Source organism: Bacillus sp. FSL E2-8900 (assembly GCF_037966225.1).
Taxonomy (GTDB): Bacteria; Bacillota; Bacilli; order Bacillales; family Bacillaceae_G; genus Bacillus_A; species Bacillus_A cereus.
The window spans coordinates 949,834-966,590 of record NZ_CP150193.1; the positions used below are offsets into that span (position 1 = coordinate 949,834).

Sequence of the window (16,757 nt, forward strand, 5' to 3'; positions counted from 1 at the left end):
GAATTGGTATGTACAATATTTATCCTTTTTGAGAATAACGATGCAAAGCTGTGCTAATAACTAAAAGTCCAATAATGAGAGAGTGTGTTCTTATAATAAGTTCTGCCGCTAATAGTTCACCAGATGATTTAGTGACATCGTATATAGATTCTGTTATGAGAATAGGCATAGTCATGATTATGAAGTTATTATATTTGCATTAAACGATTTGCGCGTTTTTTTATAGTGAAAATTAGAGACTCTTCAATAAAAAGGAATTAAATATGGTATTCTTTAGTTAAGATATTTAAACGAAGACAGGGGAAATGAAGATGGACAAGAAGCTAACGTATTGGCTAGCATCTATTATAGGGGGAGTAGTACTTGCAACTGGTATGACTTATGGAATGTTACAGTTTGCTGAAGTCCCGCTTAAGAGTGAGGACCATGTTTTTGCAGAGGTTAATAAAGAAGACATACTATCGAATGAAGCAGAAGTGAAAGGCTCAAATGCACAACTTCACATTACAGTAACTTCTACTGAAGAAGAAGTGATTTCAGCTATGCATAGCATGACTCATCAAAAAGTAAAAGCGTGTGAAGGAAAGGGAGCAACCCCTATGTCCAAAAAGAATGCAGAGAAAGTAAGAAACATTCTAAACGGAAACAATTTCAAGAATAAAGAAGAGCTATTAGCAATTACTGAAAGATGGGCAAATAGAGATTTTAGTGAAATTTTAGAAGAACATAACTATTTTATTAAACTTCAAGGTGGCAAGATAGGTGAAGCTACAGTAATGGATACGGTAGACGAGCAAGTATTCTGTTTCAATACTTTCGGTGATGATGTAACGGCCGCATTATTTAAATCAGGAGATCTTCAAGCGCTGTAAGGTGTTTTTTTTAATATAAAGAAAGCCTCAAGTATTCATATACTTGAGGCTTTTCCAATGGAAAGATAGGAATGATCCGAATTCCTTACATTAAGAACAAAGTGGAATTACTCCTAAACCAATTAATAAAGCTGCAGCAACTGCTGGAATTGGTACAGGAATTTGAATACCTTCTACAAACAAGAAATACTGACCACTTACTATTTTAAAACAAACTAATTGCATGGCTATTCCTCCCTTCTTTTAGAATTAATACATTATATTAATTAATCTATTTATTGATATAGTTAAATTATACATTTTTAAAAATATAGTTAATATGTGAATAGTTTTCGAAAGGACCTGCTCAATCAATGCGGAAAAACATAAGATGAAACGAATCCATTAAAATACATGAGTGAACCTTAGTTTTCCCCTCTTATCTAAAGGAGGAACTATTATGGGTTATGGTGGTAGTTGTGGCGGTTGTGGCTTCTCGGGAGGCTTTGCTTTATTAGTTGTGTTATTCATTTTATTAATCATCGTTGGAGCTTCTTGCTTCTGCTAAAAACTATTGGAAAAGACACTCATATGGAGTGTCTTTTCTTTCGTGCAAAATGATTCCTGATAATATCCAACTGTATATAGTATACGGTATATTTTTTCCTCATTAGACATATAAAAATGTTGGAGGGATGTTATGAAACTAGTAGGGAAGCACATTTATATTCGGCTTTATAAAACTGCTGATGCTAACGAGTTAGCTAACTTACATATTAGAAATCGCGAATTTTTTCAACGAGTTTGCCCGTTGCTCCCAGAAGTTTTTTATACAGAAGAACATCAAAAAATACGTCTTGAACAAGCTCTAAAAAAGACAGCTGAAGGGCAAGTATACCCTTTTGGAATCTTTTTAAGAGAAAATGATAAACTGATTGGAGACATTTCATTAACTCAAATTGTTAGGGGAGACCTCCAAAGCTGTTATACGGGTTTTACTTTGGATAAGGAGCATAATGCAAAGGGCTATACAACAGAGGCTCTTCAACTTGTTGTAGATTTTGCTTTTAGGGAATTAAAGCTACATAGAATTGAAGCAGGAGCGATGCTTGATAATATAGCATCTATTCGTGTATTAGAAAAAGTGGGGTTTAAAAAAGAAGGTATAGCGAAAGAAAATATAAGGATTAATGGCAAATGGACAGATCATCAAATATTAGCTATCATCAACAGTTTGGATGTGTAAGTAAGCACATTTCAATTCCAATAATAGGACGTTATGTCAAACTCACATGTATGCTCCATTTATTTCACAGTTTATCTATCTTATATAATGATACAATGAAGATAATATTAGGAAATTATGGGGATGATTACGTTGCTTACTTTGATAAAATTTGTAGTTAGTTATGCTGCAAGTCTATTTGCTTTTATTTTTGGATGGTTCTTAATTTCATATATTTTTAATCCTAGCTTTATTCACCCGGACGTTTTACAGGGATTCATAAAAACTATCGTCACTTATGGTAGTATACCAGCTCTTATAGCTTGTTTACTTGGGGAAGTCTTATATAGGAAAATTAAACGATGTAGAGAGTTTCAATTTGGAATTCTTTTATTTATAGGACTAGCATTTATCTATACACTTATACCATTTCTTTTTCTTTTTACTTTTTCTTTTTCACATTTCTTTTATTTCGTTGCACCTGTTATGATGGGGTCCTTAGTTTTTTATGTAGTGCGTAGAAAAATATAATTATAATAGATATGTCTGAATCACCAGTTTCAAAAAGCCTTCACGCAATGATGATTGCATGAAGGCTTTTGATGTTTTCTTATTTTTTTGTCTCGTTAACCCATGTAATAATGTCCTGGATGACGTATTCGGGAACGTTAGCAGGGATTTCATATTCACTAGGGAGGCTTAATTCCCCGTCACCCTCCGTGAAGAAATGATTCAATTTCGGGTATTTTTTGAACTGAACATTCCCGCGGTTTGAAAGTCCTTTCTGCCATTTTGTATATTCATCTTTTACTGTTACTTGATAATCACGTGCTCCTTGCAGAATGAGTAAAGGCTCTTTTCGTGATTTTGCCTCTTCAACTGGACGCCACCTAGAAACATCATACATAAAATGAGGTGACCCCAAATTGTAGCCAGCTGGAGGATGGTCAGGATTGAAAGCAGGATCCTGGATAAAAGCGACCTGTCTTTTTAATTCATCGATTACTTCCTTTGACTCCCCAAGGTATTGATACTGATCAATGGCAATGTCAGTCAAAGGGCGTGCAGGTGGTGCGAGTAAGATACTTCCTCGAACAAGTGAGGAAGGCGCTTTGCTCAGTATACGCGGCATTGTGCCAGCTCCTTGGCTATGTCCGAGAATGAAAATATTATTTGGATCAATGCCTTCCTGCTGCGCTGCTGACTTTGCTGCATATATGGCATCATCTGTAGTATCACGGTCTAATGTAACAGGTTCTGCACTCATCTTTAATGCATGTTCTAAGGTACGTTTTTCATAGCGCAACACTGCAATTCCGTTGGATGAAAGGCCCACCGCAATGTCTCGTAAGATTTTTGTTCCCAAATAGGTAGCATCGCGATCATGGATGCCAGCACCATGCACAAGAACAACGACGGGTACCTTTTCACCACGCTGATGCTTCGGAACTGTTAATGTCGCTGGTAACGGATAGGTAGAATTTCCAATGACGATTTCACGTTCTTGATAGGAGTTAGGTTGATCATAGCTAGGATGGGGGATGGTAAAAGATTCCTCGGGTGGCCTTTCTCCAATTTCATCTACTTTCCCGCCAGGTGTGAATTTAAGGAGTAGTGGTATGGTAGTTCCTTCGGTAGCTGCTGGAATTTCTACCGTCTGATGGACCAAGTTTCGTTCTTTTATCACAGGGGTTCCCATGCTTTTTATCCCGCTCCAGCCACTTTGTGTCCACCAGTTTTGTAATGTGGTTGCTGTAAACTTGGATTGAAAAGCAGTAGACGTCAACTGTAGTGCCTCTGCATATTTACCTTGCTGGAGATATTCAAAAAATAATGATGTAAGCTCCGTTAAAGAGACTAGTTTCTTTTCAGCAGATTGTTCCTCGTGTGTATCTGCGTGAATAGTTGTGGTAAGCGGGAAAGATGAAACGCCTAAAGAAAAGAGTAGGGGAAAGGTAAGTATTGATCTTTGTATTTTCTTTTTTTTATTCATGTTTTAACCTCCAATATGTGATGGTAAAAAACAGGTATGGTAATTAGAATTCTGGTGCGAAAACTTCAAAATATTTGCAAGCAATCTCTAAAACTTAGACATACTCATATTATTATTCTAAAAAAACGTAGCTTTCTTCTCTTGTCACATGCATATTAATCCCAAAAATAATCTTTCTTCCTTCACTTTATATTTTGATTATACGAAGCAAAGCTCTCGTTTTTCTTACTTGATACTTACAAATTCCTTAAGTAGGGGATATTTTAAAAATGGATTTGTGGCGGTACTCCTATGTTAAGAGATAGCTTAAGGACCGAGGATTATATTGTTTTTATAAAGAGTTGATGTTATGTTTGTTTTGTAACATATGGTGTTTTATGCATGTAGGAGGATTTATTGAAGAAATTATTAATATTGTTTTTATTAGCTACATTTTGTCTACAGATTACAGGATGTTCTAATAATATGGGTACACTAAGGGAGAAGTCTAAAACTTCAACAACTTCAACAACTGTGAAGTCTAAACGCATCAATAAAGGGTGGTACAAACATATGTAATAGTTTGTATCACCCTTTGTTGATGTTAGAAGTCATAAAGAAAAGGTTGATAGTTAGATATTTTTCATAAAGAAAAGACACCCTAAGGTGCCTTCCTTCGACTTGAACCATCTTAATTTTAATAATATATTGGACTCCCATCCAACTATTATTTTACCATGTTAAGTTGTTTTATTCATTGAGAAATATAGTTTTAACCTATATTTAAAAGAATTATATCGATTTGAACCAACTATTAATTAGGGGGATGCTGTATACTATCCCCAGAACGGAAATTATGAGCAATATGTATATGAGTCACATATCAAAAAAAAGACACTCTCAAGAGTGCCTCTCCTTAGCAGCCGAATCCGCCGCCCCAACAGCTAGCGCCAACGATGATTAATAAGATGAAGAGCACAACAAGTAAGGCAAATCCGCCGCCGAAACCACAGCCTCCACCACAACTACCTCCATAGCCCATATTAACTCCTCCTTCCATAAAGACCATTTATTAATGGATTTAATTTAATTTATGTTTTTAAGGGTGAATGGAGCAGGTCCTTAAAAAAATAAAAGGATTTTGGAAGTTAAAAAGAGTTGACGATCTTATTTTTGTCACCGGAATTTTGTCTTCTACATATTGTATTTTATTCTGTGTATTGGGGGAAGGAGGATCTTATGGCTAATTCTGAGATGATTTTACGTTTACTTACGGATTTAAAGATTGAACAACAATTGTTGAAAGAACAGTTAGAGAAAATGCAAACAACTGTGACTATTCTTGAAGAAAAATCAGTGACGCTTAAAGAAAAACCAGCGACTCTTAAAGAAAAAACAATGACTCCTGAAGAAAAACCATCTGTTACAAAGCAAAGAGCTTTTTCTGGACGCCCAACATCTTTTCGTGATTGGAGAGCAGCTAGTCAAAAAAATTAGGGAATGTTATGTGAAATGATAAAAAAAGTACAGTCTGCTGTAGAAAAGACTGTACTTTTTTATGTCAGTAGAGAATGTTAAGGGAGACGTATTTATTGGCCTATTCCACTTTTAATTGGAGTTCTTTATCTAACTTATCATTATTAATTTTTAAAGTTAATCCTTGCGTGTTTTTCGGTACATCAAATACAATGTTTCCTTCCGAACTTTCATTAGGATTAACAATATTAAATTTGAATGTGGAGATATTTGCAGCTTTAAGTATTGACTGATATTCATTGGAAATGTGATATTCTCTTCCAAATCCATCAATTAATTTAAAGTTGTTAATATCTAGTGTAATGGGTTCTTCTTTACGATTATAAACGGCGATGTCTAATACTTTAAAGACACCTTGTGCTTTAACTTCTCCAGTCCCTAGAACATCTAATGACTCGGCAGATCCCATTGACATGTATACATCAGAGGAATCTACATTGGTAGGAAGTTCTTTTTGCGAATCCTTGTTGCTAAGTTTGTCATTCTCTGTTTTTTTAGAAGTCTTTTGCTCGTTTTTCGCAGATGTATCATGTGAACCGCAAGCTGATACTCCAAACAAGAATGTGCTACATAATAATGATGTTAATAACTTTTTGTTCATCGTTTGTTTCTTCCTTCCAAAATAGAAGCACTTTTAATGAGTGCTATATATAGTTGTATATGTATTACATTTTATATCTTATTATATTAATTTTGGAAGGAAAAGGGAAAAATGAGCATTTCTCTGATTCGAATTATTTATCTGTCTAAAATTTGAAATTAAAATGAGCCCCATAAATGATAAACCATTCCACTGACAAAAAATGCTAGTCCTACAAATAAAACAATTAAAGCAAGTATTCCATTTTTATTATGTTCCATAAAATTAGCTCCTTTTTCATTTACTTACATACAAAAAGCCTTTAGTCGTAATTATGGCTAAAGGCTTTGATCTTCATACTTTTTAGTTTATAAAAAAGTTGCACTGCTGTATTAATTTGGAATATGATTATTTAAAGAGAAGGTGATGAGTACATGCAGGACAAAAAACAATTCCCGCTTATATCTGGAAATCTCTCATTAGATTTAGTAAATACAGAGCTAGTTAGGCGTGGACAACGTTATGATTTATTAATAACAGATGAAGATGTATTAGAATGGTTACATGTAATAAAGGTTAATCTTCCTTTTTGGAATGAAAAAACACTTATAGGAATTCAGAAGCGAATGAATCAAGTTACATCTAGTATATTAGAAATAAGAGAAGTACTGAGAAAACAGTTTGAGGCAATTGCTGATCAGCAAAAAATTTCTAATGATTTTATTACGTATTTAGAAAAACAAATTGAGAAGGCACCATTTACATATAAAATCATTGAACAACAGCTAGTATCTATCCCGGTTGGAGAAATCGAGGATGTAATCGCATCGTTAATTGCATTTGATGCTTTAACCTTAATAGCAGAAAATAAGCTGATTTTCCTTAAAAGGTGTTCAAATCCTGAATGTGTTTTATTATTTATAGATAAGAGTGGGAAACGAAAATGGTGTTCTATGAAAATATGTGGGAACCGGAAAAAGGTAGCAAAATTTCAGGATCGAAAATTTGAGGAAGTTTAGAGAATCAACTTATAATAGTTGATTCTTTTTTTGTATTCTATAACTAACCTCTAAAATTAATATTTACAGGTTAGTTATTGCCAAGTTATAATGGTTGGTAAATAAAGGAGGAGAACGATGAATAATATAACAGCAACTAAGCAAAAAGATCCTCAACCAATAAGTGTACGATATTTTACAAAAATGAAAGGGAAAGGAAGAAGCCCATTACAAGTAAATGTAAAGGACTCTTTAACGGGACTACTAGGGGGATTTTTAACAATTCTTACCTTAACATATTTAACGAGCATAACCTCTACAGAATTATTAATGGCTCCATTTGGTGCGAGTTGTGTATTAGCGTTTGGAGTTTGGAATGCGCCATTATCTCAGCCGCGTAATATTATTGGAGGACATTTGATTTCAACTTTCATTGGTCTATCAATATATCATTTGTTTGGGAATGAATATTGGACAATTGCTTTAGCGGTGGGGATGGCAATAGCCGTTATGATGTTAACGAGAACGACGCACCCTCCGGCAGGCGCCGATCCGATTATCGTAATTTTAGGGGCAAATAGTTGGAGTTATTTAGTAACACCAGTTTTAATTGGCTCCGTTGTTATTGTAGTTATTGCTTTATTCATTAATAATATGAGTAGTAAAAGAAGTTATCCAACTTTTTGGATGTAGTTTGTGAAGTGAAAAATAATTTAAGTGAGTATTCTATTCTTACTATGTTTTATTTTTTATATAGTAAAAGCCTTAGTCGTAATTGCAGCTAATGACTTGGGGCCTCATACTTTGTAGTTCATAAAGAAAAGACACTTTAAAGTGTCTTCTACAGATTTGAATTATTTAATTCATGTAATTAATATTCGTTAGCATAAAACTCTTTTATTAATTTTATTTCATTTGTATCTGGATTAAACTTAAATATTTTAATTTGATTCGATTCGTCTTTGTATGCAAATGTATTCTCACCAACTTGGGTCATATTGCTGGTGTTTAAGATAGGATCGCTACCGTGATCAGTAATTTCCACAGTTTTCTCACGATCCTAGAATGCAATGACAATAATCAAAATGATAAGACATACCCGTATAAAACGTAATTCTCTTGCAACAGGATGTTCCATCTGTTAGTCTCCTTTACTGTTTGATAGAGTTTGTTTATAAAAGAGATAATTGCAATGAATATAAATAAAAAAGACACCGTAAAGTGTCTTTTTTATTTTAGTTATGCGCATTACTTAATAAGACGCTAGTTCCTCAGTCTGGCTATGAGTAACTATGTAGGGTGATTCCATTATAACATTTTAACCAGTAATGGGTCTATATGGAATTTAATTGATTTTCTTTTTGATTATTCAGAACGATTAATTGGGTATTTGGATGAAGGAAGCAGTGAGGAAGAAGGGACTTAACTTGTTTTAGAAGAGTGTCTTCTTTTTTGTATCACTGTGAGTAAAGTGTAGCGTTATATTTCCCTTTACACGAACATAACGGTATACTATAGTTAAGTTAAGTGAACTTAACTATTAAACAAAACGAAATAAAAGCATGGAGGAATAACGCTATGACTAGAACGTATAAAGAAGTAATTAATGAAATGAACCGAGCTTATAATGAATTCTACATTTTACTATTCCAGGAGTTAAAAGATGAGTTCGGTCTTACAGGACAGCAAGAGAGCATGCTATTTCATATTAATTTAAATGAAAACACGACAGCAAATCACATTGCGACTACCTTTAATGTATCCAAAAGTGCCGTTAGCCAAGTTTTATCTAAATTGGAGAAACAGAAGATGATTTCAAAACAAGTAAACCCTAATAATAAACGGGAGTATTTTCTTACACTTGGTCCAAACGGTAGTAAGTATATAGAGCGGTTGTCTGAGTTAGATGATGTATTAATTGAGAAATATTTTTCTAAAATCGATATAAATGCCCTTGAGCAAATGACCGAGACGTTAACGAGAATAAATAAAGTGATATTGGAAGAAAAACAGAAGGATCTTAATTGTAATGAGTAAGAACGTAGATGAAGCAATTAGTAGAAAGGAGGAGAAGCGTGTTATGAGTTACATACCAAATATGATTACGATAGCAAATTTTGTATGTGGACTTTTAGCTATTTACGCTGTTTTCGTTCACGATATTTATTTGGGAGCAGTTTTTATTATTACGGGTATGTTGTTTGACTTTTTAGATGGTATGGTCGCTCGGAAACTTGATTCTGTTTCGGAAATTGGTGGAGAGTTGGACTCATTTGCGGATTTAGTTACTTTTGGTGTGGCACCGTCTATTCTTGCATATAGTGTCGCGTTAAAAGATTTGCAGTCTATCGGGATGATATGTGCGCTTGCTTATAGTATTTGCGGAATGCTTCGGCTTGCGAGATTTAACACGCAGCAAAGCAAACTCCCAACCTTTATCGGCATGCCTATTCCATTCGCGGCAATGTGTCTCCTCATTTTATGTTTTTTAAAGAATCCAGTTTCTGTGGCGTTTGGTACATGCGTACTCGCTTATTTAATGGTGAGCAAAATCAAATTCCCTCATTTTAAAAAAGATATAGCTGAAAGCTTGAAGCCTGGAAGATTGGATTGATGATACGGAATTACAATGAGAAAGATAAAGGAGAATAACATGATTCGTATGGCACTAAAATCGTTTAACATACAAATGTATTGTTTGCTAGGCGTAATGTTATTGGGATGGCTTGTGACACCTTTTTCAGCACAGTTCGTAGGGATAAGCATTGGCCTTTTAGTAAGTATGTACTGCGCCTGGATTTTAGGAAGACGTATTGAAAAGTTCGGAGATAGCATTGTAAAAAAAGAAAAAGCACCGATGCTCGGAATGATGAACCGGTTCGCAGCCGCAATTCTCGGCGCAATTATTATGTATGAAATTGAACACCATGAATTCATGTGGACATTTGCTGCTGGAATTATGAGTGGGTATTTCTTGGTTATTATTAATTTGGGGTATTACAGTATGAGGGATGAGAAGGAGTAAAGTGAAAACTAAGTTTAAGCATACTGTTGCCTAACAACGAATAGCGGATTAGTAATAATAAAACCCAACATAAGATTTAAGAAAAATTTTATATTTACCCTACTCTTTATTTTAAAAGTTTCTCCTATCCTATAAACAAGTTACATCAAGGAGGAGACTGAAAATGAAGAAGTGGGGATTTTTTATTTTTAATATATTCCCTATGTTCGAAGACAAAGTAGAAGATTAAATATATGAACAAAGTACCGATTCTTAAACTATGTTCTAAATAATAGGTGAAAATGTAAAGTTAGGGGATTCCACATGCATAGAGGAGTTTTGATGAGTTATTTGTATACTTATTTTTTTACTATTATGTTTTGTGTTGTGTTTCAAATTGAATTTTATTTTAAAGCGAAAAGAACTATATCTATTCTGCATTTTTTGTGGGTGTATGTTTTTCTGTTCTATCTTTCGCTAGTGTATAAGGTGACGCAAATCGCGACTGTATGGGATATAAGTAGATATGAAACGTGGATTCGTGTAAATCAAATCAACTTGACTCTATTTGATACGGCAGGTAGTACGACGTATCTTTTAAATATTGTACTGTTTATGCCATTAGGTTTTTTATTACCGACTATTTGGCCGCAGTTTAGAAAAATGAAAAACACCGTATGTGCAGGATTCTTTTTTTCACTGGCAATTGAGTTAAATCAATTACTAAATAATAGAATTACAGATATTGATGATGTATTTACGAACACCCTCGGGGCGATTATTGGGTATGTATTATATAAAGCATTATTTAAAATGATATATAAAAGAGAGGAAAAAAAGCTGGATACAAACTCTTCTCTAGTTATAAAATACGAGGCTATTTTTTGTTTAGTGTGTTCATTTGTAGGGGCGATGTTAATTTATCATCCAGCTTTATTTGGAAGACCTGTAATCATTCAGTGAGGTAATTACGAATTTCTTTTGAACGCTCGAGCGATATTTCAATTTGCAAAAAGCCTTTAACTTGTTATAGTTAAAGGCTTTTATCATCATAATTTTTACTTACCAATTACCCACTCTAACATCCGCCTTCAACCACTTCACCCAATCCAAATCCTCTACCTTAAGCAAACTAAGCGAAACACCCTTCATATCTAAAGAAGTTAACAGTGTACCAACCTTTACGAATGCCACTTGCAATCCTTCAAGTTCACACAAACGGCGAATGTCGTTTGCGAAAATGTATTGTTCCATTAATGGAGTTGCGCCGAGTCCATTAATGAGGATAGCGAAGTTGTCTCCTTTTCTCCAGCGATAAATGCTTTTTAGTTTGTTCATTAGTTCGATCGCTAATATTTCAGAAGAGGATAGTGCTTCTTTACGGTAACCTTTTTCGCCATGGATGCCGACGCCATAAAACACTTCATCGTCATTTAATGTGAATGAAGCTTTTCCTTTTACTGGATCGTTGACAGGGGAAAGGGCAACTCCTAATGTGTGTAAGTTTTCAGTGATAGAGCGGCCAAGTGTTGTTAGTTCTTCTAGAGAATGGCCTTCAAGAGCGGCCACACCAAGTATTTTTTGAACGAAAACAGTACCAGCTACGCCGCGTCTTCTTTTATTAAAAGAAGCATCATCTTCAATTGAAACGTCGTCATTTACGATAATATGGTCAATTTTTCTTCCTTCTTCTTTAGCGATCTGCTCAGCCGCAAGAAAGTTCTCAACGTCATCTTTAAAGTTTTTAATGATGAATAGTATACTTTTATCTTTTGGCATAAGGCGAGTTGCCGCTACAATTTGTTCCACTGTAGGCGGAGTGAAAATATTGCCGTTTACTGCCGCTGTAAGCATACCTTTTCCTACATAACCAATATCAGCAGGTTCATGTCCGCTACCACCGCCGCTTATAATAGCGACGTCTTGCTCCAGTTTTTCGATATTTTTTACATAAATGATGTTATTTGTTTCGTCGTAATTTACTTTGTCGTTATGTTCAAAATAAAAGCCGTGCAGCATATCTTGAACGATATTTTGTACATCATTCATAATCTTTTTCATTGCTTTTGCCACCCTTTAATTACTTTGCTGATTGCTCAAGTAATAGTAGTAATTGATTGTTTATCATATTTTTCATAAGAGAAGACATAACGGATGGATCTACTTCGCACTTACTTTCAATCCAATCTTTTATCGTTCCAACGAAGCCGTGACTATAAAAGGAGGCAATCGTATTTTTTGTCTCATCAGAAAGGCTGAATCCACAGCTCACAGATAATTCATCAATAATCTTCATATATAAGTTTTTCGTATGCTCAAATAAATAGTGATTAAACGAGTTTTGCTCAATGACTTTAAAAGCATTTCGGTAAAATTTTTGATTTTCATAAAAGTAATCAAATAATAAATCGAAAATGTTTTCCCATTTTTCATAATCGAGAAAGTCTATAATATTTTCTTTCGTTTCTTCTCTATAAATCCAGCTTAATAGTTCAAATTTATCTTTAAAATGATAATAAAAAGTTTGCCTACGCATTTGACAGTGTAACATAATATCGCTCACTGATATTTTATGAAACGACTCTGTTTCCATTAAATACTTCAATGAGTTTGCGATTATCTTTTTAGAAATTATAGAAGAGGTCATCTGAATCATCCCTAGAATGTTAGTAATATAAAAATCCTATCTATAAATGAGAGCGGTGTCTTTAGACAGATTGTCCATTTTGTCCGTTTACTATAAAACGCTTTCATTTTAACATGGTTAGTAAGAAGAAGATTTCAAATATATCACAATATATTAAAGGAATTGAGGGAGAACTACAATGAAAAAGATTATAAACAAACCAGAAACATTAGTAATGGAAATGTGCAACGGAATGGTTATGGCTCATCCAGAGCTTGAGCTTTTGAAAAAATATAAAGTCATCAAGAAGAAAGAAATGAACGAAAACAAAGTAACGTTAATTAGTGGCGGCGGTAGTGGTCATGAGCCGGCACATGCAGGATTAGTCGGAAAAGGAATGTTAGATGCGGCAGTGTGCGGAGATGTGTTTGCGTCACCTTCACAAATTCAGGTATACCAAGCGATTAAAGAGACAGCTAGTAAAAAAGGTACGTTATTAATTATTAAAAATTATAGCGGCGATATTATGAATTTCAAAAACGGTGCGCATTTAGCGACGGAAGATGGAATTGAAGTCGACTACGTAAAGGTGGACGATGATATTGCGGTAGAAGATAGCCTATATACAGTAGGACGCCGCGGCGTTGCGGGAGTTATTTTAGTTCATAAAATTGCCGGCGCAGCAGCGGAAGAAGGTATGGATTTAGGAGCGGTGAAAGCTGTAGCAGAAAAAGCAGCGGCTAACGTGCGCACAATCGGTTTAGCGTTAACGTCTTGTACAGTTCCAGCGAGCGGATCACCTACTTTCACACTTGCGGAAGATGAAATGGAATACGGCGTAGGTATTCACGGCGAACCAGGAATTAAGCGTGAAAAAATGCTGTCAGCAGATGAACTAGCTAACCGTATGACAAATGATTTAATGAAAGATTTAGGAGTAAAAGATGGCGAGGAAATCGCACTTCTAGTTAACGGTTTTGGCGGAACACCACTGCAGGAACTTTACTTATTTAACAATGCAGTGACGCGAGAATTAGCTGCTAGAAACATTAAAATTAATAGAGTATTCGTCGGCAACTATATGACGAGTATCGATATGGCTGGTATGTCTTTAACGGTAATGAAGTTAGATGAAGAGCTAAAAACATTACTATCAAAAGAATGTAATACACCAGCGTTTAAAGTAGACGGTCCAGTTGAAAGTGTAGAGTACGTAAATGTACTTGAAGAGACAGAAGAGAAGGAAGTTTCATTTGAACTAGAAACGGCGGAAGAACACGCTGTGATAAAAAATAATGTTATCACATTAAACAACATGATTTATCTCGTTGATAAAATGAGCGATATTATTATTAAAAATGAAGTACCGTTCTGTGAGCTAGATACGCATGCTGGTGACGGCGACTTCGGAATGAGTGTAGCAAAAGGATTTAAGCAATTAAAACGTGAGTGGCATTCGATTGTAGATCAAGAGAACGTAACGATCGGATCATTCCTTGACGGTTGTTCGATGATTATTATGGAACATTGCGGCGGCGCTTCTGGTCCAATTTGGGGCGGAGCATTCCGCGCAGCTAGTAAAGCAGCAGGCGAGAAGCGTGAGTTAACAGTGAAAGAATTCGCTGAAATGCTGCAAGCAGCATTGCAAGGCATCCAATCGATCGGTGAAAGATCATTCGGCAGAGGAGCAGTAGTTGGTGACAAAACACTTGTTGACGCACTTGCTCCATGTGTAGATTCTTGGTTAGATAGCGCCTCAAACGAAGTAGACGTAAAAACTGCCTTTGAAAAAGGAGCAGAAGCAGCGGTCAAAGGAGCAGAGTACACGAAAGAAATCGTAGCTCGCATGGGCCGCGCTGGTACAGTTGGCGAAAGAAGCTTAGGATATCCAGATGCAGGTGCACATGCACTTGGGGTTATCTTTACGGAGATTGCGGGTAGTTTGAAATAGGAATTGGAAAGTCCCTCTGCCTTAAGGTGGAGGGATTTTTATATAGTTGATATGTAGAAGACTTCTTTCGGTTCTTTCTCAGTAAAATATGAGTTTGTTACTATTTTTGATAAAATCTTATTTCAAAAATACAACTAATATTTCTCAACATTAATATATTGAAAATAGTTAGAATATTTAAGATAATCATTTGTGAAGAAGTAAATTATAAAAAAAGGGGGAATTTATTTTGTTACGTCGTTTATCTATTTGTACAGTACTAACAGCTTTTATATTTACTTTATTTACATTTAACGGCTCTGCTTTCGCGGCTACGAATGCTACTGAAAATCAAAATGTAGTAGCAGCTTGTGCAAAGGGAGGTACGGTAGGTGTATATGGTGCAAAGATGCGCAGTGGTTATACTGTCGATTCACCTGTCTTACATACATTTAATGATGGTACGAAAATTACTGGAACATGGGTAACTGGTGAATATGTTCAAGGTCATTACAGTAATTCTAAACAGTGGTTAAAAGTTACATATAAAGGGATGACAGGTTATGTATCCCATACAACATTATATAACGTTTGCTCATAAAACTATGTACCATAATAGCTTTGGATATATTGAGCTAATCTCTTCTCGAGATTAGTTCTTTTTTATTTCTTAGTTTTTAATGGGGCATTTTTTGAAAAAGACCAACGATTCATTAAATCGATGGTCTTACGTTTATATAGTATTCATTTGTATATATATTAAATTTTTCATTGTTTTTTGCTTATTTTAGACTTAGTTTGTTTGTGATTGCAGCTTATCAATTTTCCAGTATGTTTGTAGAGGGTCTAAAGAGCTTTCAATATAAAACATATATTCATCTGCGGTACGTGGTACTTCAAAAGCTATTTTCAATTCTACCGTTTCATTTGGTTTAACTTGTATATCAGAAGGGTTTTGATCAAGCACCTTTCCTTTATAAATCTTTCCATCTTTTTCATCTTTTAAGTTATATTTTAATTCTGATAGTCCAATCGTTTGACCTCGTACATTTTTTACAGAGACATTAACAATGACGGAATCGTTGCTAGCATTTAAATAGGCACTTTGAACAGCGGTCAAGTAATAGCCTCCCTTAACACTCTCACCAACTAATAAAATACCTTGTTCCAAGCGGCTCATATCTTCTTTTTCTTCAAAATTTATTAATTCTTCATTTTCATTTTTTGCGGTTGGTTCTTCTATTGGACCATTTTCAACGGCACTATCTGTTTTATCTTGTGTGCAAGCAGCCGTAACACTGACTAATACTAGAATGAAAGTAAGTAATATAGATAATTTTCTCATAAAATTTATCTGTCTCCTTAAGTTTCTCAATTTTGTGCAGCTATACATATAAGATTAACATAATGTCTCATTATTGGCTCAAAATAGGGGGTCTTTTAGACAACTTATTCTTTTTACTTTTAATATACATTTGATTGGTTCTCGCGATATTTGTTAATCTTTTAAAACATTGGCTTAGTAATACCGAGGGTTATTATAGATATATTAATCATGTAATTTGTCCATATCAAAATGAACGTTTTTTGCATCTAATATATTGTAAATATATTTTATTTTGAAAGGATGTGATTATATGGCTCATAAATCTACTGGAGTGTTTCGAGTTCCAGTCTCTGAAAATGGGATTATTCCAACTGCTCTCAACATTATGTTAAACAATGATTCACGTTGCCATACTAGTAATGTAACGGTAACTGTTAAGAGAAGTCGAAACACTTTTTTCCCAACTCAAAATGAATTAGTTGAAATCTCTCGTACTTTTGTTTCTTTAGAACCAAATAGAACAACTAAGATTGTGTTGTTTACTCCAGAATTTCAAGTAGAAGATTTCCTTGATGTCATCATTAGTGGAAATAGAGAGGATGTTAAGGATGTTCTTGTATATTCTTTCTTAGCAGATTCAGTAGGTCATAATCTGCCATCTACTGTTTTCAGAAATGCAGAATACACTTTTTCTTGCTGACACTGTAA

The 16,757-nt window shown here is 34.7% G+C and carries 21 protein-coding genes and 1 pseudogene; 14 read left to right on the top strand and 8 right to left on the bottom strand.

Annotation, left to right across the window (positions count from 1 at the left end):
* Nucleotides 1-311 precede the first annotated feature (311 nt).
* A complete protein-coding gene (locus NST90_RS04865) occupies nt 312-872 on the top strand; it encodes a PRK06770 family protein (RefSeq protein WP_283748246.1) in 561 nt (186 codons plus the stop codon).
* 90 nt (nt 873-962) lie between these two features.
* Here NST90_RS04865 and NST90_RS04870 read toward each other — a convergent pair whose 3' ends face one another.
* On the bottom strand, nt 963-1,097 hold the full coding sequence (locus NST90_RS04870) for a hypothetical protein (protein WP_001177693.1): 135 nt from the start codon (nt 1,095-1,097) through the stop codon (nt 963-965).
* 214 nt (nt 1,098-1,311) lie between these two features.
* Between NST90_RS04870 and NST90_RS04875 the strand changes: the two genes are divergently transcribed.
* The 3 genes from NST90_RS04875 to NST90_RS04885 all read left to right on the top strand — a co-directional run bounded on the left by NST90_RS04875 (nt 1,312) and on the right by NST90_RS04885 (nt 2,607).
* Nucleotides 1,312-1,419 carry a YjcZ family sporulation protein gene (locus tag NST90_RS04875; protein ID WP_000540375.1) on the top strand — a complete coding sequence of 36 codons (108 nt, stop codon included), beginning with the start codon at nt 1,312-1,314 and terminating at the stop codon, nt 1,417-1,419.
* Nucleotides 1,420-1,551: 132 nt separating this feature from the next.
* A complete protein-coding gene (locus NST90_RS04880; RefSeq protein WP_000779763.1) occupies nt 1,552-2,097 on the top strand; it encodes a GNAT family protein in 546 nt (181 codons plus the stop codon).
* Between the two features lie 123 nt (nt 2,098-2,220).
* Nucleotides 2,221-2,607, top strand: coding sequence for a hypothetical protein (locus NST90_RS04885; RefSeq protein WP_283748245.1), 387 nt, complete (start codon nt 2,221-2,223; stop codon nt 2,605-2,607).
* A gap of 79 nt (nt 2,608-2,686) precedes the next feature.
* Here NST90_RS04885 and NST90_RS04890 read toward each other — a convergent pair whose 3' ends face one another.
* On the bottom strand, nt 2,687-4,069 hold the full coding sequence (locus NST90_RS04890; protein ID WP_283748244.1) for an alpha/beta fold hydrolase: 1,383 nt from the start codon (nt 4,067-4,069) through the stop codon (nt 2,687-2,689).
* An 895-nt stretch (nt 4,070-4,964) separates the two neighbouring features.
* A complete protein-coding gene (locus tag NST90_RS04895; RefSeq protein ID WP_000540377.1) occupies nt 4,965-5,090 on the bottom strand; it encodes a YjcZ family sporulation protein in 126 nt (41 codons plus the stop codon).
* 197 nt (nt 5,091-5,287) lie between these two features.
* Between NST90_RS04895 and NST90_RS04900 the strand changes: the two genes are divergently transcribed.
* A complete protein-coding gene (locus NST90_RS04900) occupies nt 5,288-5,545 on the top strand; it encodes a hypothetical protein (RefSeq protein ID WP_000013699.1) in 258 nt (85 codons plus the stop codon).
* A 100-nt stretch (nt 5,546-5,645) separates the two neighbouring features.
* On the opposite strand, the gene NST90_RS04905 is transcribed toward NST90_RS04900, so the two are convergent.
* Complete coding sequence (locus NST90_RS04905; protein WP_046392417.1) at nt 5,646-6,185, bottom strand: DUF4352 domain-containing protein; 540 nt, start codon at nt 6,183-6,185, stop codon at nt 5,646-5,648.
* Between the two features lie 413 nt (nt 6,186-6,598).
* Between NST90_RS04905 and NST90_RS04910 the strand changes: the two genes are divergently transcribed.
* Nucleotides 6,599-7,183, top strand: a complete 585-nt coding sequence (locus tag NST90_RS04910) for a CGNR zinc finger domain-containing protein (protein WP_098955350.1) — start codon at nt 6,599-6,601, stop codon at nt 7,181-7,183.
* A 117-nt stretch (nt 7,184-7,300) separates the two neighbouring features.
* Entirely contained in the window at nt 7,301-7,855 is a 555-nt protein-coding gene (locus NST90_RS04915; protein WP_001059994.1) for an HPP family protein, read from the top strand.
* 178 nt (nt 7,856-8,033) lie between these two features.
* On the opposite strand, the pseudogene NST90_RS04920 reads toward NST90_RS04915, so the two are convergent.
* Nucleotides 8,034-8,300: pseudogene (locus NST90_RS04920) on the bottom strand (YmzC family protein).
* A 440-nt stretch (nt 8,301-8,740) separates the two neighbouring features.
* On the opposite strand from NST90_RS04920, the gene NST90_RS04925 reads away from it, so the two are divergent.
* The 4 genes from NST90_RS04925 (at nt 8,741) to NST90_RS04940 (ending at nt 11,129) form a co-directional block, all read left to right on the top strand.
* Nucleotides 8,741-9,199 (top strand): MarR family winged helix-turn-helix transcriptional regulator, encoded by a 459-nt coding sequence (locus NST90_RS04925; RefSeq protein ID WP_023521311.1) that lies wholly within the window; start codon nt 8,741-8,743, stop codon nt 9,197-9,199.
* The gene (gene pssA, locus NST90_RS04930; RefSeq protein ID WP_000042263.1) at nt 9,192-9,776 is read left to right on the top strand and encodes a CDP-diacylglycerol--serine O-phosphatidyltransferase; all 585 of its coding nucleotides are present in this window, start codon (nt 9,192-9,194) and stop codon (nt 9,774-9,776) included. Before NST90_RS04925 ends, pssA begins: the two co-directional genes overlap by 8 nt.
* A gap of 39 nt (nt 9,777-9,815) precedes the next feature.
* Entirely contained in the window at nt 9,816-10,187 is a 372-nt protein-coding gene (locus NST90_RS04935) for an ATP synthase subunit I (protein ID WP_000620578.1), read from the top strand.
* 303 nt (nt 10,188-10,490) lie between these two features.
* Nucleotides 10,491-11,129, top strand: coding sequence for a VanZ family protein (locus tag NST90_RS04940; RefSeq protein ID WP_283748243.1), 639 nt, complete (start codon nt 10,491-10,493; stop codon nt 11,127-11,129).
* Nucleotides 11,130-11,228: 99 nt separating this feature from the next.
* On the opposite strand, the gene dhaQ is transcribed toward NST90_RS04940, so the two are convergent.
* Both dhaQ and dhaS read right to left on the bottom strand, forming a co-directional pair.
* Complete coding sequence (gene dhaQ / locus NST90_RS04945; RefSeq protein ID WP_088859419.1) at nt 11,229-12,227, bottom strand: DhaKLM operon coactivator DhaQ; 999 nt, start codon at nt 12,225-12,227, stop codon at nt 11,229-11,231.
* A 19-nt stretch (nt 12,228-12,246) separates the two neighbouring features.
* The gene (dhaS, locus tag NST90_RS04950) at nt 12,247-12,813 is read right to left on the bottom strand and encodes a dihydroxyacetone kinase transcriptional activator DhaS (RefSeq protein WP_000204213.1); all 567 of its coding nucleotides are present in this window, start codon (nt 12,811-12,813) and stop codon (nt 12,247-12,249) included.
* Nucleotides 12,814-12,991: 178 nt separating this feature from the next.
* Between dhaS and dhaK the strand changes: the two genes are divergently transcribed.
* A complete protein-coding gene (gene dhaK, locus NST90_RS04955; RefSeq protein WP_006917963.1) occupies nt 12,992-14,743 on the top strand; it encodes a dihydroxyacetone kinase subunit DhaK in 1,752 nt (583 codons plus the stop codon).
* 229 nt (nt 14,744-14,972) lie between these two features.
* The gene (locus NST90_RS04960) at nt 14,973-15,323 is read left to right on the top strand and encodes an SH3 domain-containing protein (protein WP_000946193.1); all 351 of its coding nucleotides are present in this window, start codon (nt 14,973-14,975) and stop codon (nt 15,321-15,323) included.
* A 192-nt stretch (nt 15,324-15,515) separates the two neighbouring features.
* Here NST90_RS04960 and NST90_RS04965 read toward each other — a convergent pair whose 3' ends face one another.
* The gene (locus tag NST90_RS04965) at nt 15,516-16,067 is read right to left on the bottom strand and encodes a DUF4352 domain-containing protein (protein WP_001228901.1); all 552 of its coding nucleotides are present in this window, start codon (nt 16,065-16,067) and stop codon (nt 15,516-15,518) included.
* 292 nt (nt 16,068-16,359) lie between these two features.
* Between NST90_RS04965 and NST90_RS04970 the strand changes: the two genes are divergently transcribed.
* Complete coding sequence (locus NST90_RS04970) at nt 16,360-16,749, top strand: hypothetical protein (RefSeq protein ID WP_000940665.1); 390 nt, start codon at nt 16,360-16,362, stop codon at nt 16,747-16,749.
* The last annotated feature ends 8 nt before the right edge of the window (nt 16,750-16,757 follow it).